18 protein-coding genes and 1 pseudogene are annotated in these 17,424 nt (G+C 55.3%); 11 read left to right on the top strand and 8 right to left on the bottom strand.

All coding sequences use genetic code 11. The features are described 5' to 3' along the window. Positions 1-132: 132 nt before the first annotated feature. The 3 genes from ACR0IU_RS22095 to ACR0IU_RS22085 all read left to right on the top strand — a co-directional run bounded on the left by ACR0IU_RS22095 (position 133) and on the right by ACR0IU_RS22085 (position 3,653). A complete protein-coding gene (locus ACR0IU_RS22095) occupies positions 133-1,110 on the top strand; it encodes an HpcH/HpaI aldolase/citrate lyase family protein (RefSeq protein ID WP_480717772.1) in 978 nt (325 codons plus the stop codon). A gap of 7 nt (positions 1,111-1,117) precedes the next feature. Continuing rightward, positions 1,118-2,401: a glycerate kinase type-2 family protein gene (locus tag ACR0IU_RS22090; RefSeq protein ID WP_480717771.1), complete on the top strand. Its 1,284-nt coding sequence runs from the start codon at positions 1,118-1,120 to the stop codon at positions 2,399-2,401. Between the two features lie 595 nt (positions 2,402-2,996). Next, positions 2,997-3,653: a helix-turn-helix domain-containing protein gene (locus ACR0IU_RS22085; protein ID WP_010437799.1), complete on the top strand. Its 657-nt coding sequence runs from the start codon at positions 2,997-2,999 to the stop codon at positions 3,651-3,653. Here ACR0IU_RS22085 and ACR0IU_RS22080 read toward each other — a convergent pair. The 5 genes from ACR0IU_RS22080 to ACR0IU_RS22060 are packed head-to-tail and all read right to left on the bottom strand — an operon-like array spanning position 3,631 to position 7,993. Beyond that, a complete protein-coding gene (locus ACR0IU_RS22080) occupies positions 3,631-4,128 on the bottom strand; it encodes a GNAT family N-acetyltransferase (protein ID WP_480717770.1) in 498 nt (165 codons plus the stop codon). The two genes, ACR0IU_RS22085 and ACR0IU_RS22080, sit on opposite strands and share 23 nt — an antisense overlap. 27 nt (positions 4,129-4,155) lie before the next feature. After that, positions 4,156-5,223: a heme-dependent oxidative N-demethylase family protein gene (locus ACR0IU_RS22075; protein WP_480717769.1), complete on the bottom strand. Its 1,068-nt coding sequence runs from the start codon at positions 5,221-5,223 to the stop codon at positions 4,156-4,158. A 13-nt stretch (positions 5,224-5,236) separates the two neighbouring features. Beyond that, complete coding sequence (locus ACR0IU_RS22070; RefSeq protein WP_170547533.1) at positions 5,237-6,199, bottom strand: PDR/VanB family oxidoreductase; 963 nt, start codon at positions 6,197-6,199, stop codon at positions 5,237-5,239. Beyond that, positions 6,196-6,792 carry a dimethylamine monooxygenase subunit DmmA family protein gene (locus ACR0IU_RS22065; RefSeq protein WP_480717768.1) on the bottom strand — a complete coding sequence of 199 codons (597 nt, stop codon included), beginning with the start codon at positions 6,790-6,792 and terminating at the stop codon, positions 6,196-6,198. Before ACR0IU_RS22065 ends, ACR0IU_RS22070 begins: the two co-directional genes overlap by 4 nt. 55 nt (positions 6,793-6,847) lie before the next feature. Continuing rightward, positions 6,848-7,993: an aminomethyl transferase family protein gene (locus ACR0IU_RS22060; protein WP_480717767.1), complete on the bottom strand. Its 1,146-nt coding sequence runs from the start codon at positions 7,991-7,993 to the stop codon at positions 6,848-6,850. Between the two features lie 342 nt (positions 7,994-8,335). Between ACR0IU_RS22060 and ACR0IU_RS22055 the strand changes: the two genes are divergently transcribed. The 7 genes from ACR0IU_RS22055 (at position 8,336) to ACR0IU_RS22025 (ending at position 15,231) form a co-directional block, all read left to right on the top strand. Next, positions 8,336-9,709 (top strand): ammonium transporter, encoded by a 1,374-nt coding sequence (locus ACR0IU_RS22055; protein WP_010437788.1) that lies wholly within the window; start codon positions 8,336-8,338, stop codon positions 9,707-9,709. Between the two features lie 12 nt (positions 9,710-9,721). Beyond that, the gene (locus ACR0IU_RS22050) at positions 9,722-9,937 is read left to right on the top strand and encodes a hypothetical protein (protein WP_480717766.1); all 216 of its coding nucleotides are present in this window, start codon (positions 9,722-9,724) and stop codon (positions 9,935-9,937) included. Positions 9,938-10,083: 146 nt separating this feature from the next. Further along, positions 10,084-11,013 carry a class II glutamine amidotransferase gene (locus ACR0IU_RS22045; protein WP_480717765.1) on the top strand — a complete coding sequence of 310 codons (930 nt, stop codon included), beginning with the start codon at positions 10,084-10,086 and terminating at the stop codon, positions 11,011-11,013. 1 nt (position 11,014) lies between these two features. After that, the gene (locus ACR0IU_RS22040; protein WP_480717764.1) at positions 11,015-11,698 is read left to right on the top strand and encodes a protein GlxC; all 684 of its coding nucleotides are present in this window, start codon (positions 11,015-11,017) and stop codon (positions 11,696-11,698) included. A 20-nt stretch (positions 11,699-11,718) separates the two neighbouring features. After that, positions 11,719-13,047, top strand: a complete 1,329-nt coding sequence (locus tag ACR0IU_RS22035) for an FMN-binding glutamate synthase family protein (RefSeq protein WP_260027350.1) — start codon at positions 11,719-11,721, stop codon at positions 13,045-13,047. A gap of 80 nt (positions 13,048-13,127) precedes the next feature. Then, positions 13,128-14,456, top strand: coding sequence for a type III glutamate--ammonia ligase (gene glnT, locus ACR0IU_RS22030; RefSeq protein ID WP_480717763.1), 1,329 nt, complete (start codon positions 13,128-13,130; stop codon positions 14,454-14,456). Between the two features lie 64 nt (positions 14,457-14,520). Then, entirely contained in the window at positions 14,521-15,231 is a 711-nt protein-coding gene (locus tag ACR0IU_RS22025) for a type 1 glutamine amidotransferase (protein WP_480717762.1), read from the top strand. A 10-nt stretch (positions 15,232-15,241) separates the two neighbouring features. Here ACR0IU_RS22025 and ACR0IU_RS22020 read toward each other — a convergent pair whose 3' ends face one another. Then, positions 15,242-15,676 carry a group II truncated hemoglobin gene (locus ACR0IU_RS22020; protein ID WP_480656616.1) on the bottom strand — a complete coding sequence of 145 codons (435 nt, stop codon included), beginning with the start codon at positions 15,674-15,676 and terminating at the stop codon, positions 15,242-15,244. A 141-nt stretch (positions 15,677-15,817) separates the two neighbouring features. On the opposite strand from ACR0IU_RS22020, the gene ACR0IU_RS22015 reads away from it, so the two are divergent. Next, positions 15,818-16,660, top strand: a complete 843-nt coding sequence (locus tag ACR0IU_RS22015; RefSeq protein ID WP_480717761.1) for an EamA family transporter — start codon at positions 15,818-15,820, stop codon at positions 16,658-16,660. Here ACR0IU_RS22015 and ACR0IU_RS22010 read toward each other — a convergent pair. Both ACR0IU_RS22010 and ACR0IU_RS22005 read right to left on the bottom strand, forming a co-directional pair. Next, entirely contained in the window at positions 16,645-17,127 is a 483-nt protein-coding gene (locus tag ACR0IU_RS22010) for a hypothetical protein (RefSeq protein WP_480717760.1), read from the bottom strand. The two genes, ACR0IU_RS22015 and ACR0IU_RS22010, sit on opposite strands and share 16 nt — an antisense overlap. After that, a pseudogene (locus tag ACR0IU_RS22005) lies at positions 17,124-17,424 on the bottom strand (bifunctional methylenetetrahydrofolate dehydrogenase/methenyltetrahydrofolate cyclohydrolase); the annotation flags it as partial. The pseudogene ACR0IU_RS22005 and the gene ACR0IU_RS22010, both read right to left, overlap by 4 nt.

Raw genomic sequence — 17,424 nt, 5'->3', positions numbered from 1 at the left:
AGTTGTCGATGGTCTGGCCGCCAATGGCGAAGAAGGCAATGCCGCAGTCGAAGCAAAGGTCAAAGCCGAAGTCGCAGACCTCTGCGCCAAGTTTCCGATCTATCCGAACCTGTAATACGAAGGACCCAAATCATGAGTTTTCATAACATCGACCAAGCCCCTGCACGCCTGAACCGCAGCGAACTGGCCGTCCCAGGCAGCCAGCCCGGAATGTTCGAAAAGGCTGCACAAACAGATGTAGATGTGATCTTCCTCGACTTGGAAGACGCGGTTGCGCCTGACGAAAAAGAACAGGCCCGCGAGAACATCATCGAAGCCCTGAACGATATCGATTGGGGCAGCAAAACCATGTCGGTGCGGATCAACGGGCTGGATACACATTATATGTATCGCGACGTGGTGGACGTGGTCGAACAAGCCGGCGAACGACTGGACCTTATCATGATCCCCAAGGTTGGTACAGCTTCTGACGTTTACGCGGTCGATATGATGGTGACACAGATCGAGGACGCCAAAGGCTACAAGAAACGGATTGGGTTCGAACATATCATCGAAACCGCGCTTGGCATGCAGAATGTCAGCGAGATTGCGGCCGCCTCCAAACGCAACGAAAGTCTGCATTTCGGGGTTGCCGACTATGCCGCTTCTACCCGTGCCCGGACCACGATCATCGGCGGTGTAAACCCCGATTATTCAGTTCTGACTGACCCGGATGCTGACGGAGGACGTATGACGCATTGGGGCGACATGTGGCACTACGCGCTGGCTCGCATGGTGGTCGCCGCGCGCGCCAACGGCCTGCGCCCGATCGACGGACCCTTCGGCGATTTTCAGGACCCGGACGGTTACAAAGCCGCGGCAAAACGGGCGGCAGTTCTGGGATGTGAAGGCAAATGGGCCATCCACCCCAGCCAGATTGCCCTGGCTAACGAGGTCATGTCACCTTCAGATGCCGAAGTCACCAAAGCACAGCGAATTCTCGTCGCTATGGCCGAGGCTGAGTCCGCGGGCAAAGGCGCCGTTTCTCTGGATGGTCGTCTGATTGACTATGCCTCCATCCGTCAGGCCGAAGTGCTGGTGGAAAAAGCCGGACAGATTGCTGCAGCTTGATCGCATCATGACTGTGCAATCGTCCGTATCGCTGCGCGACAGCGCCGCCGCCATCTTTGCCGAGGCCGTCGCAGCAGCAGATCCAGCGATGTCTCTGCGCCAACGGTTGCAATCAGACCCATTGCCATCACCAGAACATAGCGGGCGCAGCATCCTGATCGCAATTGGGAAGGCTGCCCCTGCCATGATGGAGGAGGCATTGCAGCATGTTCAGGGCGATCACGTCGCTCTGATTGTAACCCACAGCGACAACTGGAATGAAGTTCCCGGCGCGACGGTATTGACCAGCGGGCATCCCATCCCGAATGAACGCGGTTTGAAAGCCGGGCGACAGATCATCGCATTGCTCAGCGCAGCACGTAAGCAGGATCAGATCATTGCACTGATCTCTGGCGGGGGGTCGGCCTTGGTCCCCGCGCCTGTTGATGGCTTGACTCTTTCGGACAAAATCGCGGTCAATGAGGTTTTGCTATCTTCCGGGCTGGACATCGTTCGGATGAACCTTGTGCGTCAGCACCTGAGCCAGCTCAAAGGCGGCGGGTTTTTGCGGCATGGTTCGCCTGCCCCGATCACGGCGTATATCCTGTCGGATGTCATAGGCGATGACATTCGGGCCGTAGCCAGCGGACCAACTGCCTCACCAATCGGCAGCCATGCGGACGCCCGCAGGACCTGCATCGAGGCCGGGATTTGGCACCGGTTCCCAAAAGCCGCCCGTGCCCACCTGGAGAAGAGTATTCCTGAACGTTCTATAGCAGTTGAGGCGACAAACAACCTGATTGGATCGAACACGATTAGTCTTGAAGCCGCGTTTCGCTGTGCGACGCAGATCTGTAGGGCTGAAATTTTGTCCGACGCGTTGATTGGAGACGTGTCCAATGCAGCCGAACAGATTTTTCAGGCAGCCATGTCTGCCAAATTTGGCCAACCAACAGCCTTACTGTTTGGCGGTGAAACGACTGTACGCCTGACAGGAACAGGTTGCGGCGGGCGCAATCAGGAATTGGCGCTCCGCGTCGCCCAATTGGCGCATGAGCGCACGATACCCGGCAACTGGGTTTTTCTTAGCGGCGGTACGGATGGCCGCGACGGCCCAACCCCGGCAGCTGGCGCGATAGTGGATGCAGGGACGCTCGCCCGAATCCACGCGTCTGGACATGACCCTGCCTCCCTGTTGGCAAGCAACGATAGTCATAAGGCTTTGACGCTGTCGGGTGATCTTTTGATGACCGGAGCAACCGGAACCAATGTTGCCGACATTCAGGTATTGATGCTTGGATCTAACACGTGAAAGCGGGTGAAAAAACGGCAGATTTTTAGATCCGTTATTAGCGATCTCCGGGTTTCTAAGTGATCAATGGTGCAGAGGCGTCGTGACATATACTTCGGGTCAACAAAGTAATCCTGATGTTCGAATTTCAAGCCGAGCAAGTGGTGGAGTTTCAAACGCCAAAGACTGCGAGTTGGTGAAGTCGGATTATTGATGCGGAGCGATTAACTGCCGGAGCGCAATCAGGCTTCCGAATGCTCAAGCTGGTAGCATGAACCGCTGTAGCCGAGTTGTAGACCAATAGCCATGTTTGGCTCTTTCCCGCTTTTGGATTATGAAATAGTTGCGTTCAGTACGAACATTCAGACTTTTGGACGACCACGAATCCAGATTCAGTGTAATCTCATTTGCTATCCGCAACGGCTTTATGACTGAGGTTAGGCACGCTATCGGAAGGCCGTAAAACCATTGGAATTCGATTTCTAGTATTTTTCTGTCAGCATGATTATTTTACTAACAGGAAAAATTGATGCTATGGTAGCCCGAACTGGACTGGGTAATGCAGCTTGTCTTCTTGCAGAGCCCGTTTGGACAAGTGTAGCAAGACATTGAAAGAATGAAATTGAAAAATAACGACAAAGAAATGGCGACAAATCTGACACAGGACCCGCATTCTGTACGCTCGGGTGACAGAGAAAAAGTTCTTGAAGTTGCCATTGGTCGCGAGGTTCGTGCTTTTCGCAAACAGCAGAATACGACGGTTGCGGAATTGGCTCAGCTGACCGGATTGTCGATTGGTATGTTGTCCAAGATCGAAAACGGTAACACATCGCCTTCCTTAACGACTCTCCAATCGCTCGCTGATGCGCTTTCAGTTCCTCTGACAAGCTTTTTCAGACAATTTGAAGAGCGCCGCGAGGCGGTTCATACCAGAGCAGGCGAAGGCGTCGAGTTAGAGCGCGAAGGAACACGCGCCAACCATCAATATAATTTGTTGGGGCATATTGGTGCCAATGGTTCTGGCGTAATTGTAGAGCCTTACCTGATCACCCTGACCGTTGAATCCGACGTGTTCCCAACGTTTCAACATGGCGGAATCGAGACGATCTACATGCTTGAGGGCGAGGTAGATTACCGACACGGCGACAAGATATACCCCCTGAAACCGGGTGATACCTTGTTCTTTGACGCCGATGCGCCGCATGGACCTGAACGGTTGGTCAACCTGCCAGCACGCTACATTTCAGTGATCAGTTATCCGCAGACAAACTGATCGGCTTGCGTAACAAGAAATCCGTGGGTCTGTCATAGCCGACGTGGCTGCCGGTACCTACGATTGTAAACCCAAGCCTTGAAAACACGCGGTGGTTTTCAGTGAGTTCCACACGCGTTTCCAGTTCCAACGCTGATAGACCAAGGTCTGCTGCACGACTTGCAGCGTGATCTACTAATGTGCGACAGATACCCTGCCCCCGCATTCCTTCCTTCACCGCCAGCTTTCCAAGGTACAAGGTGTTGGCTTTGGGCGTCAAAAACATGCACGCAATAAGCGGTCGGCCCATGGCCCAGATTTCACCGCCTTTCCGACAATGCGCCTGCATCCCGCCCACGGTCAGACTATGGATAGAAGACGGAGGGTCGATCCGGGCATCCATGTACTGAAATGACGAGCGGAGCAGCGCAAGCGCGTCATACAATGCGGCATCATCTCTAGGAATTAGCCAAAGTGTTTTGTCCGGTTCAGTCATAAAGCCAAAACACTTCATAATGCTCGTTTATTTTGACAAAGGCGGTTCCGTTTCCAGATCCGGCCAGACTCCGGGGGAAGTCGGCAATCCATCATCAAACTGACTGAGGTAATTCAGCATCATTGGACGGTTGTCGATGAACCCTTTGTAAGTCGCCAGTTCAACCGGCAGATCACGTACAACGCGGTGCAGACGACGACCCCATTTTGGAACAGTCATCAGATCCTGAAAACTGCACAGATAGCAGCGGATCGGGAACACCAGCGCGTTGGACCGCGGCAGGCGGAAGAAGGTTTGCAACTCGACCCGAAGATGCTGTTTGTGGGCTATGTTTTCGGGCGTCAGTGTAGTCTTTTGGATGCCCCATTTGTGGTAGTTTTCCGGGCTGGTATCCAGCAGCGGGTTCACTGTCATGGTCCAGTTCAACCGGCGCGCCGGAGCGCCCTGTTGAATGTTCAACAGAAACTTCAGCGCACGCTTGAAAATCCCCATCTCATGTGCTTTTGGAACCGGCGCATGCCATTCAAAAAAGTTCATGCCGATGTCGAAATCCAGGCTCCAATCGGCCTGGGTCGTGACCATACCTGCGTCCATCCACAGCATCTCGTCCCGCTGGTCCAGCACTGCGAAATCGCCTTGCGCCTGACGAGTTATGTACTCCATCGGCCCGTAAGGCAGCGTGGTTTCATCCATGAAGGTAAAGCTGTGATCTATTCCCAATGGTTTGTTGATCCATCGCCACTGGTTGCCGTTGCGATGCAGCTCGAACAGGTCCGGATAGTCTTCGGATTTGCTAACCATGATCAGTTCCAACAAATCCCAACCCGCCAAGGTCATGTGCGGCAAAGACTGACAACGCAGCGGATCTTGATCCAGAACAATCGCACGGTCTTTCATCTCGGACACGTAGTGTTCGTCCACATCAAACCGCATCTCGTAGACCGAGCCCTCGGGGCCGCCCCGATGCTGCTCCATGTTGACCGAATACATGTAGCTGTCTTCGTGGAATGGAAACGGAAAACGTTTGATCGCCCACTCCGAATTGTGGAACGTATAGTCGTCGCGGAAGGACTCGTCGTTGAATTGAATGGTCATGTTGGGCCTCCTCTTAGCGGTCCAGCACAAGGGACTTTCCCTCGAAACGCGATACGCAGGGCATGATTTTCTTGCCTGCTGCCTTTTCTTCGTCGGTCAGCCAGTGATCGCGGTGAACAAAGTTGCCGTCGTGATCCAAAACTACGGTTTCGCACTGACCACAGGCCCCACCGCGGCACAGGTACGGGGCGTCGACTCCCTCACGTTCGATGGCCTCAAGCAGACTTTCGTTTTCGCCCACATGAATGACCTTGTCGGAAGACGCCAGACGCACTTCGAATGGTTTGCCCGGCTGAGGCGCCAAGAACTCTTCGTAATGCACACAATCTTCGGGCCAGCCTTCGGCGGCGGCAGTATTGCGCACCCAATCGATCATGCCCTTTGGGCCGCAGACATAGACATGCGTGCCTAAAGGTTGCCCGCTGAGAAGGTTTTCCAGATCAATCACCTGGCTCTGATCGTCGTAGTACAGATGCGTTGCGTTCGGATGCCTGTCTGTCAGTTGATCCGCATAAGATGCTAGCGCCTGATTACGGCACGCATAGTGCAGTTCCCAATGACCGTGCAGCAATTCGAGCTGTTTGATCTGCGCCAGAAACGGGGTGATCCCGATACCACCGGCCAGAAATAGGTGTTTGCGGGCCCGCAAATCAAGCGAGAATAGGTTGACCGGGTAACTGATGGTCATCTCGTCGCCCAGCTTGACCTGACGGTGCATGAACAACGACCCTCCCCTGCCCTGATCGTCGCGCCGAACCGAGATCGTATAGGACGATTGATCGAACGGATCGGACATCAGGGAATAAGGGTTGAGTCGCGTGATGCCGCCATCCTGCATTTCGACCACGGTATGTGCACCGCCCGAAAAGGTTGGCAACTGTCTGCCGTCAACGCGCTCAAACCGGAAGCGCGTCACCAATTCGTTCAGCGGGGTAATTTCGGTCACTTTGACCTGAATTTTCTCGGCACCACTCATTCGTAGATCCCCTTCGGCTCGGGCACGTTGCCATGGTCCTCGGCATCAACTCGGACGCCTTGATAGGCGGCAAGGCGGCGGGAATAGTGGTCGCGCACAAACAGGTTGAGACCACAGTGCGAACAAACAAACGGATCGACCTCGACATATTCGGTGACACCTTTGCAATGTACACATTGCATCCGGCGTGCAACAGAACCGCGATGTTCAGTTTGAATCGCAGTATGCGGCAGGCCGGCGGCCATTACTTCGTTCATGGCCTGACCCATCATGCCTTCGGTGCCGGTCAGATAGACTTGTAATCCCATATGCGCGTCCTCGAGAACGCGACGAATACGATGCAACGCGGCCGCATAGGACGGACCTTCGTAGAATTGTGCGGGGTTTAGCGCCTGTAGCCTTTCCGAAAAATCTGTGCCTTTCGGTATGTAGATCAGATGGGTTTTAGCCATCAGATCAGGTGTCGCTATGTCAATTACTGCTTCGGCCCCTTCGGCCTCGGCGATCATAAGATGATGTTCACCTGCGCGAACCTCTAGCGTGCCCCAGACCGGGCGGCTTGCGATTGACTTGGGAAATTCGAACTTTGACATTGTGCCCTCAAAAAAGAAAAGAGCGCCACGATTTTATCGTCGCGCCCCCTGAGTATCAGCCCTTTGCGGTTCGGATGGCCTTGTCCCTGTCGTAGAACGGCATCTCTTCAGCTGTAGCCGCAATCTCGGTTCCGTCGCTATTGCGGACCGTCAGCTTTGTGCCCGGCGACGCGCAGTCAACCGGCATCCGTGCGATACCCACATTGTGCCCATTGATTTCGGAATTCATGCCAAAGGTGACAACACCGACCTTTTCACCGTTCTGCAGCAGGTCAGCACCCTCATCCGCCGGGGTGGTGCCATCCAGTTTGACACCATAGATCTTGAACCGCTCTTTGCCTTGCGAGGCATAGTGGTTCTCGGCGCCGATAAAACCAGTTTTGCCCGGTGAGACCGTGAATTCCAGGCCCAGTTCCCAAAGCGTATCGCCGCATGTTTCGTCGTCGAACGGATAAGTTTCTGAGTTGTCGCCGGGATAGAACAACAGGTAGCTTTCGGTGCGCAGCAAATCGAGCGTCGAGAACTGGACCGGAACAATACCCATTTCCTTGCCTTCGGCCAGGATGCTGTCCCACAGATGCACGGCATGCTTGGCCTGACAGAAAATTTCATAACCACGCTCACCGGTGTAGCCGGTCCGCGAAATCATCACCGGGCAACCGAACAATTTGGTTTGCATGATCCCGAAATAGGCAAGATCGCGAATACCCGGCACATAGTTGGCCAGAAAATCAACTGCTACCGGGCCTTGCAACGACATGTCGTGCAAGTCATCGTCAAAAATAACCGAACAATTCTTACCTGCGGCCACCGAAGTCAGCTGTTCCATCCCCGTTCCGGTGCCGTGCACGACAAGCCACGTGTTCACTGACAGGCGATAGATGATGCAATCGTCGACAAATTTGCCCTCGGCATTCAGAATCGACGCATAGGTCGACCGGCCCGGCATGATTTTCTCCACATTCCGAGTGGTGACGCGGTCAATGACATAAGCCGCATCTTCGCCGACCACATGAACCTTTTTCAGACCCGACACATCCATCAGACCCGCCTTGGTGCGGATGGCTTCGTAGTCCGCTTCCGCGCGTTCCGGGCTATGGTCATAGAACCATGCGGTTCCCATACCGTTCCAGTCCTCAAGCTCGCCGCCGATCTCGGCATGGCGCTGCGCAAGGGCGGACGTCCTCCAAAGAATGGCCATTGTTCAGCTCTCCCGTTGATTGCTTTTTTGTTGGCCATATTGAGGCCGATGTCAGATTGAAAATCAACACCCATGTGCAGATTTTTTTCCTGTTGGGAATATTAGGCTGCAATTTGTGCACCCTAGTACAAATTATCGAGAACGGTAAAAGTGATTATTTATCAATGTTATGGGTTGTATTTTGACGGGTCCTAAAGTGCATGAACCAAATGCCTAAAAGATGTTTGCCCCACATATCTATTGACAGGTCGCCAATGAAATTGTCCCCTGAGTAGATAATTATTCCCAGCAGGAAATTCTTCGCAGAAAGATCTCCTGCTGCAACAACAGGGAGACTACGAAGTGGATGGTAATCTAAATGCACTAACGACGGTCTTTACCGAGTTCTACTACTGGGTAACGGTCGTTTTCATGTTCCTCATCCATGTGGGCTTTTGCATGTACGAGGTCGGTGCTAGCCGTGCCCGTAACCATATGCACACATTGATGAAAAACATCATGATCATCCCGCTGGTGACGGTCACGTTCTTCTTCTTCGGCTGGTGGATTTACTGGGCCTTTCCGAACTTTCCGTTCTGGGGTGGTTTAGATACCGAAGCGGGCGCTGCAAATCTGCCATGGGCCGACACCATGGCGACCAATCTGGGCGACAGAATCACCGGCGTCTTCTGGGCGGCGTTCCTGCTGTTCTCGTGGACGGCAGCCTCGATTGTATCTGGCTCTGTGATCGAGCGGATTAGATCTTCGGCCTTGTGGGTCCATGCCGTGATGATTGGTTCAGTCTGGTGGATCATCGACGCCGCGTGGGGTTGGCACTACGGCGGTTGGATGGTGCGCGTTCTTGGGTACCACGATGCTTATGCTTCCGGGGTTATTCACGCAATCGCAGGCGGCTATGCACTTGGGGTGATCATGGTTCTGGGTCCCCGCCTAGGCAAATTTGCCAAAGATGGTACGCCGCGGGATATTCCGCCGCATAACCCATGGTTGCTGACCATCGGGATATTCCTGATCTACACAGGTTTCTGGGGATTCTATGCCGCATGTAATGTCCCGGCGATATCTCCGGAGGCAATCGACGGTCAGATAACGGGTGTCACGTGGACCGCGACCAATATCTATCTGGCTCCGACTACGCTTTCCGCGATTACCTTCAACTTCCTGATGTCTCTGTCTGGCGGGTTGATGGCAGCGTATGTCATTTCCAAAGGTGACGCCTTTTGGACGTTCTCGGGCGGTTTGGCCGGTATTATCACCGCATCTGCCGGTAACGATCTTTATCACCCGGTGCAGGCAATGATCATCGCCGCGATCGGTGTCGTGATCGTGTACAAGCTGCACTATTGGGTCGAGCGTCGGTTCAAGCTGGATGATGCCGTTGGTGCCGTTGCCGTGCATGGCTATGCAGGGTTCGTTGGCCTGGTGATTTCCGGCTTTGTCCTGTGGGGAGTTCCTTCATCGCCATACGAAGGCTATGCAACGATCAACCCGGTCGGCCAGATCACCGGCGCGGTCATCATGTTCTTTGTTCTTGGCTTCTTGCCTGGTTGGATCCTTGCGAAAATCCAATCGGCCGCAGGTGTGCTTCGAATTCCGGAAGAAGTCGAACTTCAGGGCCTCGATTACGCTGAACACCATGCCTATGAAGACGCCAAAGCCGCGATCATTGCAGCCGACAAAGAAGAACTGGCTGCCCGTGGCGTACCAGCTGAGTAAGGGAGAAAAAGAATGTCTACAAATGGATATACAAGCTGGGCTGTTGATCTGGCCGAGGTCGGACCGATCTATCCCTTCCAAGGTTACGAAGCCCTTATGGTCATCGTGGGCGTCGTATTCTGGATAGGTTGGCATCGCATCCAATTTGTCCGAGAAGGTGAACACCTCGAGAAGGCCCGCCACACTGGCGACGAAGAAAAAGTGAAAGCACAGCTGGAACGATACTGATCCAGCTTTGAAAGCTGGCAATGGGCATAAATCTAAACTCTTGCCCATTGCCTCTCAGGAAAATTTATTTCCTATGATTATTGATGTCCGTTTGAATTGTTGGTACCGTAGAATCATAGCGAAACACACAAGGAGATCTGCCAGCCATGTGCGGAATTGTTGGATTATTCCTCAAAGACCAGTCTCTTGCGCCCCAACTGGGCAATATGCTGACAGACATGCTGATCACGATGACGGATCGCGGGCCCGACAGCGCGGGTATAGCGATTTATGGCGAGGAATCAGGTGGTAAGACCAAGGTGACACTGCAGTCGCCCAATCCCAAGGACGACTTTGCCGGTCTAGCCGAAGAGCTGGGGCAGCACTTGGGCGTGGTGGTAAGCCAGACTGATAATGACACGCATACAGTTCTGGACATTCCAGCAGGGCAGTTTGAAGCAGCACGGGCCGCGTTGGCGGAAATCCGGCCTTCAGTCCGGATCATGAGCCGGGGCGAGATGCTGGAGATTTACAAAGAGGTGGGCCTGCCCAAGGACGTGGCCGCGCGCTTTGACATAAGCAGTATGAGCGGCACACATGGCATTGGCCACACTCGCATGGCTACAGAGTCTGCCGTGACGACGATGGGCGCGCACCCGTTCAACACTGGGCCAGATCAGTGTCTGGTTCATAACGGCTCGCTGTCGAACCACAATTCATTGCGCCGCAAACTGCGCCGTGAAGGTGTAGTGATCCAAACCGAGAATGATACCGAGGTTGGAGCCGCCTATCTGACCTGGAAGATGATGAACGGGGCCACCTTGGGTGAGGCGCTGGAAAGCAGCCTTGAGGATCTGGATGGCTTCTTCACCTTTGTCGTCGGCACCAAGGATGGGTTCGGCGTGGTCCGCGATCCGATCGCCTGTAAGCCTGCGGTGATGGCCGAAACCGATCAATACGTGGCCTTTGGCAGCGAATATCGGGCGCTGGTGAACCTGCCGGGTATCGACGAGGCCCGCGTCTGGGAGCCGGAGCCAGCAACGGTTTACTTCTGGTCCCACAATGCCAGCCCCACGACCAACGAAAAGGCCGCATGATATGCAAACCTATGATCTTGAAGCAGATGGCCTGCGTGGGTTGAACGCCACCCTGCAGTCGCAATCTACCGAGACTAACCAGACCAATTGGGAAGTCGTGAACCCCAAAGGCAGCCACGCCATTGCCGTTGGGCTGGATGCGCCCATCGAAGTGACGGTCAAGGGCTCAACTGGCTATTACTGCGCGGGAATGAACCAGCAGGCCACGGTCAAGGTCGAAGGCTCGGTCGGGCCCGGCGTGGCCGAGAACATGATGTCCGGTCAGGTCGTTGTCGAAGGCGACGCCAGCCAATATGCTGGCGCCACCGGCCATGGCGGTCTGCTGGTCATCAAGGGCAACGCGAGTTCGCGCTGCGGCATCTCGATGAAAGGCATCGACATCGTGGTGCATGGCAATATCGGTCATATGTCAGCGTTCATGGCGCAGGCCGGTAATCTTGTGGTCTGCGGTGATGCAGGCGATGCACTGGGAGACTCGCTTTACGAAGCGCAGCTGTTTGTACGCGGCTCGGTCAAGAGCCTGGGCGCCGATTGCATCGAGAAAGAGATGCGCCCCGAGCATCTGGATATCCTGAAAGACCTGCTGGATCGCGCTGGCGCAGATGCAACCCCTGAAGAATTCAAACGCTACGGTTCCGCCCGTCAGCTTTATAACTTCGACGTCGACAACGCCGCTGCTTACTGAGGAAGAAGGGTATGAAAGACATGGACGATCAGATCCCCCGCACCCTGCCGATTCAGTCGGCGACATTCACCAATCCGATCAATGCGGAAATCCGCCGCGCTGCGGCCACCGGTATCTATGATATCCGCGGTGGCGGAGCCAAACGCAAGGTACCGCATTTCGATGATCTGTTGTTTCTGGGCGCGTCGGTTTCACGGTATCCGTTGGAAGGCTATCGCGAACGCTGCGACACCTCGGTGACACTGGGCACACGCTTTGCCAAGAAGCCGATCGAACTGGACATTCCGATAACCATTGCGGGCATGAGCTTTGGCGCTCTCTCTGGGCCGGCGAAAGAAGCTTTGGGCCGGGGCGCGTCGGCAGCTGGCACGTCGACTACCACCGGTGACGGCGGCATGACGCCCGAAGAACGCGGTCACTCCAGCAAGCTGGTCTATCAGTATCTGCCCTCTCGTTATGGCATGAACCCAAACGACCTGAGGAAGGCCGACGCGATCGAGATTGTGGTCGGTCAGGGTGCCAAGCCTGGCGGCGGCGGTATGCTGCTGGGACAGAAGATCAGCGACCGCGTGGCCGAGATGCGCACGCTGCCCAAGGGCATCGACCAGCGTTCAGCCTGTCGTCACCCGGACTGGACCGGCCCAGATGATCTGGAAATCAAGATCCTCGAACTGCGCGAGATTACCGGCTGGCAGGTGCCCATCTATGTCAAGGTTGGCGCGACCCGACCCTACTATGACACCGCGCTGGCGGTAAAGGCCGGGGCCGATGTGGTGGTGATGGACGGTATGCAGGGTGGCACTGCCGCGACGCAGGACGTGTTCATCGAGCATGTAGGTCTGCCGACGCTGTCCTGCATTCGCCCTGCCGTGCAGGCGCTGCAGGACTTGGGCGTGCATCGCGAGGTACAACTGGTGATCTCGGGCGGCATCCGCACCGGGGCCGATGTGGCAAAGGCAATGGCCCTTGGCGCCGACGCAGTGGCCATTGGCACCGCCGCGCTGGTGGCGCTTGGTGACAACGACCCGAAATGGGAATCCGAGTACCAAAAGTTGGGCACTACCACCGGGGCCTATGACGACTGGCACGAAGGTCAGGACCCCGCAGGTATCACCACACAGGATCCCGACTTGGCGGCCCGTCTGAACCCGGTCGAGGCCGGACGCCGTCTGCGAAACTATCTCAAGGTGATGACACTTGAAGCGCAGACCATCGCGCGGGCCTGTGGTCATAATCACCTCCACAACCTTGAACCCGAGGATTTGTGTGCTCTGACGATGGAGGCCGCCGCAATGGCGCGTGTCCCGCTGGCCGGGACAAGCTGGTACCCGGGCAAGGAAGGGTTCTGAATTGATACTGCGCGGCTCCTTAACGGGGGCCGCGTTTTTGCTTTGGAAATTAAAAATTCAACAGGGAAAGGAAAGCCATCGTGACGACAGATCTCGCAGCTTTCGCAAAAGAAAAAGGCGTCAAATACTTCATGATCTCGTTCACCGACCTGTTCGGTGGGCAGCGGGCCAAGCTGGTGCCCGCGCAGGCGATTGCCGAGATGCAGGAAGATGGCGCAGGTTTTGCCGGGTTTGCCACTTGGTTGGATATGACCCCCGCGCATCCTGACATGCTGGCGGTGCCGGACCCGTCATCGGTGATTCAGCTACCATGGAAGCCTGAGGTCGCCTGGGTTGCAGGCAACTGCGTGATGGAAGGCAAGGATGTCGCCCAAGCCCCACGCAATGTGCTGCGCCGCTTGATTAACGAGGCCGCCGAGATGGGCATGCATGTCAAAACCGGAATCGAGGCAGAGTTCTTCCTATTGACCCCCGATGGTGAGCAGATCAGTGATCCGTTCGATACCGCCGAAAAGCCCTGCTATGACCAGCAGGCGGTGATGCGCCGCTATGACGTGGTGCGTGAGATCTGCGATTATATGCTGGAACTCGGTTGGGGGCCCTATCAGAACGACCACGAAGACGCCAATGGCCAGTTCGAAATGAACTGGGAGTTCGATGACGTTCTGAAAACCGCCGACAAGCACTCGTTCTTCAAGTTCATGACCAAGTCGGTGGCCGAAAAGCATGGGCTGCGGGCCACCTTTATGCCCAAGCCAGTCGAAGGGCTGACCGGTAATGGCTGCCATGCTCATATCTCGGTCTGGGATGCACCCGGAGCAGACGCCAAAACCAACGTCTTTGCCGGCGAAGGCGACGGTCCGACCGGCGAGGTGGGACTTGGCGAACAGGGCAAGTATTTCCTTGGCGGTATCATGAAACATGCCAGTGCGCTTGCGGCGATCACCAACCCGACGGTGAACAGCTACAAGCGCATCAACGCACCGCGCACCATGTCGGGCGCGACCTGGGCCCCCAATACCGTGACATGGACCGGCAACAACCGCACTCACATGGTCCGAGTTCCGGGACCTGGCCGGTTTGAGCTGCGCCTGGCCGACGGGGCCACCAACCCCTATCTGCTGCAGGCGGTCATTATCGCCGCAGGTCTGTCTGGCATCCGCTCCAAGGCCGATCCGGGACGTCGCTGGGACATCGATATGTATGCCGAAGGCCATACCGTCACTGACGCTCCCAAACTACCGCTGAACATGCTCGACGGGTTGCGCGAATATGACAACGATACCGAGTTGAAAGCCATGATGGGTCAGGAATTCTCAAGCGCATTCCTCAAAATGAAACACCAGGAATGGAATTCCTTCGTCAGCCATTTCTCACGTTGGGAAAAAGACCACACGCTCGATATCTAAACAAATCAGGGGCTGCAGGCATCCTGCTGCCCCACCCCTTCGGTTAAGCGGAGACCCGCACCTCGTGAACATACTGATTTTCCAGCATACGCCGGGCGAAAACCCCGGAGCGTTTCTGGAGCACATTTCGTCATGCGGTGATACGGCCGGTATTGTGCATTTCTATGATGGTCAACCGATCCCGCAGCTTGACGAATTTGATTTGCTTCTTGTTCTGGGCGGTCCGATGGACGTCTGGGAAACCGAAGCACATCCGTGGCTTGTGCGTGAAAAGCAAGCAATCAGAACCTGGGTCCAAGAGCTCAAACGTCCTTACTTTGGTATTTGTCTTGGCCACCAACTTTTGGTTGACGCGCTGGGTGGGAAATGCGCACGCATGCAAAAGCCCGAGATCGGCGTGCATTCCATCAATCTGACTGGTAATACGCGGGGCGATCCGCTGTTCGAGCCCTTGCCTCATCAGTTCCGGGTGCTTCAATGGCATGGAGTTGAAGCTGTTGATCTGCCAGCCGACTTTTCAATTATGGCACAATCTGATGCCTGTGCTGTTCAGGCCTTGCGGGTTTCAGACCGTGCGTGGGGCGTACAATTCCACCCCGAGCTCGTTCAGGGTACAATCCAATCGTGGATGAACGATCCCGCCAACCATCAATGCGCTGTTGATTGGCTAGGTTCCGCAGATGCTGCGTGGGAAATGGTCTCTGACAGTGACCAAATAGTTGAAGAACAATTCAGGATAACATCCAGCTTCTATAACAGATTGCGACAGATCTGATCACACGCGATCAACCGGGAACTTCAAGGTTCTTTTCGCTGTCTGCTTCAACTCTCCAATCGGGGACATCATTGACAAGCATTAGCGCAGCGCGGCGCAATGTTGCGCGCAATTTGCCCACCACTGAACCGTCCATTTCGCAATCTGCCAACGCGGCGTCAAAAGTTTCCAGCCAAAGTTCGGCATCCGCTTCACGTATCGGCACATGCGCGTGTATTTCTCGCAAGTCCATATGACCAAATCGCTCACGATAATAAGCACGACCGCCCAAAAACCCGCTCAGGAATTCGAACTGCGCCTGTCTTGTATGAGATAATCCATGACCGCGAAAATGTAGCCTGTGCAGCGAATGCACCGCCGGGTCGGTCTCCATTCGGTCGTAGAAACGTTCGACAAGAGTCCGCAGCTTTTCTTCGCCACCGAGTTGATCCAAAGCCGATGACATAGGTCTCTTCTCCGAGTTGCCACTGTCAATAAATATTGCATATCAGGAAAATAAGTTTATCACCAGTGACATGTTGGCGCGGTTGATATCGAGAGAAAGATACGAAATTTCTGGGCATTCCCAGTTACGCGAGGCGACCGGATGAGCGCCCTTTCTCTGGGTCTGCTGGCAGCATTGTGCTGGGGTTTTCACGATCTCGCTGTGAGATATATCAGTCAGTCCGTGAGCGTCATTGCCGCATTGATGGCCGTACTGGTTGCCGGGGCGCTGCTACAGTTCGGTCTTGTGGCAATATGGGCTGGGTTCACCCCCATGTCCGCCAAAGCAATATCCTACGCAGTTGTAGCAGGCGGCTTTTATTTGCTGGCTGGCCTCAGTATGTATACCGCATTTCAACGCGGGCCTGTACGTCTCGTCGCACCGCTTGTCGCCAGCTATCCGGTCTTGTCTGTCACACTTGCGATATGGCGTGGTTCCGAGGTCAGCATCTGGCAATGGCTGGCGATCATTGCCATTGGTGTCGGCGTTTCCATCGTATCGACCCGATCCGACGACAGTACGGAATACCCTGCCGCCGGGCCGACGATTGCCTTTTCTGTACTCGCTGCAATTGGGTTCGCTGCAACATTTGCTTTGGGTCAGTACGCAGCCGAATTGGGCGACGAGTTCATTGTTTCACTGATTGGCCGTCTGACCGCTATCCCTGTGCTGGCGATAATCGCCATTGCATCACGCAAGTCGCTTTGGCCGGGCACACGAGCCCTGCCCCTGTTGTGCCTGATGGGTGCGCTCGATGCGGTGGCAATTCTGTGCGTCATGTCTGCCGGTGGGTTGCCTAATGCCCAATACGCGTCCGTTGCAGCCTCGATCTTCGGGTTGTTGACTGTTGTTTTGGCTTGGGCAATTTTGCGAGAGGAAGTGACTTTCTTTCAATGGCTTGGATGCATTATCGCTTTTGCGGGAATCGGCTATCTCGCGATCTGAGCATATCCGTTATCCAGCGCATCCCTTTGGGTCTGATGGGCAGCAATCGCACTGTTTAATACGCAATCAACTTCGCCCGGACGAACGGGTCCGGGATAGTGCCATGCACCGGGGCGAATTAGGTCTTTATGCCCCTGTAACTCACTTCGCAAGTTGAGTACGTCAATATGCGCAGGCGCATCAGGTAAAAGCAGGACAGCATAGACATCCACCGACTCGTTTAGTTGTTTGATCTGAGTTCGACATTCGTCCTGCGACATTTCTTTGCCCCAGAGCTGCTGATCCAGTGCCATGTCTATTTGTGCCGCGCGGGCTATCAAAGCGCGGACGCGTGCAACATTCGTCGGAGAGTGGCCAATTGATACTATCACCATACGCATGGCGCGGCCCGCCAATCGCCAATATTGTAGCACTTTGGAACTGGCCGACTTGCCATCGCCTGCGTGAAGAGCGGCAGCAAATCTCACGCTGCCAGGCCTTCGGGCTCTGGCAAGCCATTCGCCCGGCACGCAGCGGTCAGTGTATTGGCCAGCAAGCAGGCGATCGTCATCGGGCCTACGCCACCGGGTACCGGAGTGATTGCACCTGCGCGTTCGGCCGCGCTGGCATAGTCCACATCGCCAACCAGTTTGTTCTTGCCGTCACGTTCGATCCGGTTGATGCCCACGTCGATTACGGTCGCGCCTTCCTTGATCCAGTCACCCGGCACCATCTCGGGGCGGCCCACGGCGGCGACGACGATGTCGGCGCGGCGCACCACGTCG

The organism is Ruegeria sp. CL5 (assembly GCF_056536485.1).
Note: the sequence above shows the minus strand (reverse complement) of the source record. Positions and strands in the feature narration are given on the sequence as shown.

What these genes read in the sequence shown, in the direction of transcription:
- ACR0IU_RS22095 (WP_480717772.1), top strand. Translation starts at nt 133, where the DNA reads ATGAGTTTTCATAACATCGACCAAGCCCCTGCACGCCTGAACCGCAGC.
- ACR0IU_RS22090 (WP_480717771.1), top strand. Translation starts at nt 1,118, where the DNA reads ATGACTGTGCAATCGTCCGTATCGCTGCGCGACAGCGCCGCCGCCATC.
- ACR0IU_RS22085 (WP_010437799.1), top strand. Translation starts at nt 2,997, where the DNA reads ATGAAATTGAAAAATAACGACAAAGAAATGGCGACAAATCTGACACAG.
- ACR0IU_RS22080 (WP_480717770.1), bottom strand. Translation starts at nt 4,128, where the DNA reads ATGACTGAACCGGACAAAACACTTTGGCTAATTCCTAGAGATGATGCC.
- ACR0IU_RS22075 (WP_480717769.1), bottom strand. Translation starts at nt 5,223, where the DNA reads ATGACCATTCAATTCAACGACGAGTCCTTCCGCGACGACTATACGTTC.
- ACR0IU_RS22070 (WP_170547533.1), bottom strand. Translation starts at nt 6,199, where the DNA reads ATGAGTGGTGCCGAGAAAATTCAGGTCAAAGTGACCGAAATTACCCCG.
- ACR0IU_RS22065 (WP_480717768.1), bottom strand. Translation starts at nt 6,792, where the DNA reads ATGTCAAAGTTCGAATTTCCCAAGTCAATCGCAAGCCGCCCGGTCTGG.
- ACR0IU_RS22060 (WP_480717767.1), bottom strand. Translation starts at nt 7,993, where the DNA reads ATGGCCATTCTTTGGAGGACGTCCGCCCTTGCGCAGCGCCATGCCGAG.
- ACR0IU_RS22050 (WP_480717766.1), top strand. Translation starts at nt 9,722, where the DNA reads ATGTCTACAAATGGATATACAAGCTGGGCTGTTGATCTGGCCGAGGTC.
- ACR0IU_RS22045 (WP_480717765.1), top strand. Translation starts at nt 10,084, where the DNA reads ATGTGCGGAATTGTTGGATTATTCCTCAAAGACCAGTCTCTTGCGCCC.
- ACR0IU_RS22040 (WP_480717764.1), top strand. Translation starts at nt 11,015, where the DNA reads ATGCAAACCTATGATCTTGAAGCAGATGGCCTGCGTGGGTTGAACGCC.
- ACR0IU_RS22035 (WP_260027350.1), top strand. Translation starts at nt 11,719, where the DNA reads ATGGACGATCAGATCCCCCGCACCCTGCCGATTCAGTCGGCGACATTC.
- ACR0IU_RS22020 (WP_480656616.1), bottom strand. Translation starts at nt 15,676, where the DNA reads ATGTCATCGGCTTTGGATCAACTCGGTGGCGAAGAAAAGCTGCGGACT.
- ACR0IU_RS22015 (WP_480717761.1), top strand. Translation starts at nt 15,818, where the DNA reads ATGAGCGCCCTTTCTCTGGGTCTGCTGGCAGCATTGTGCTGGGGTTTT.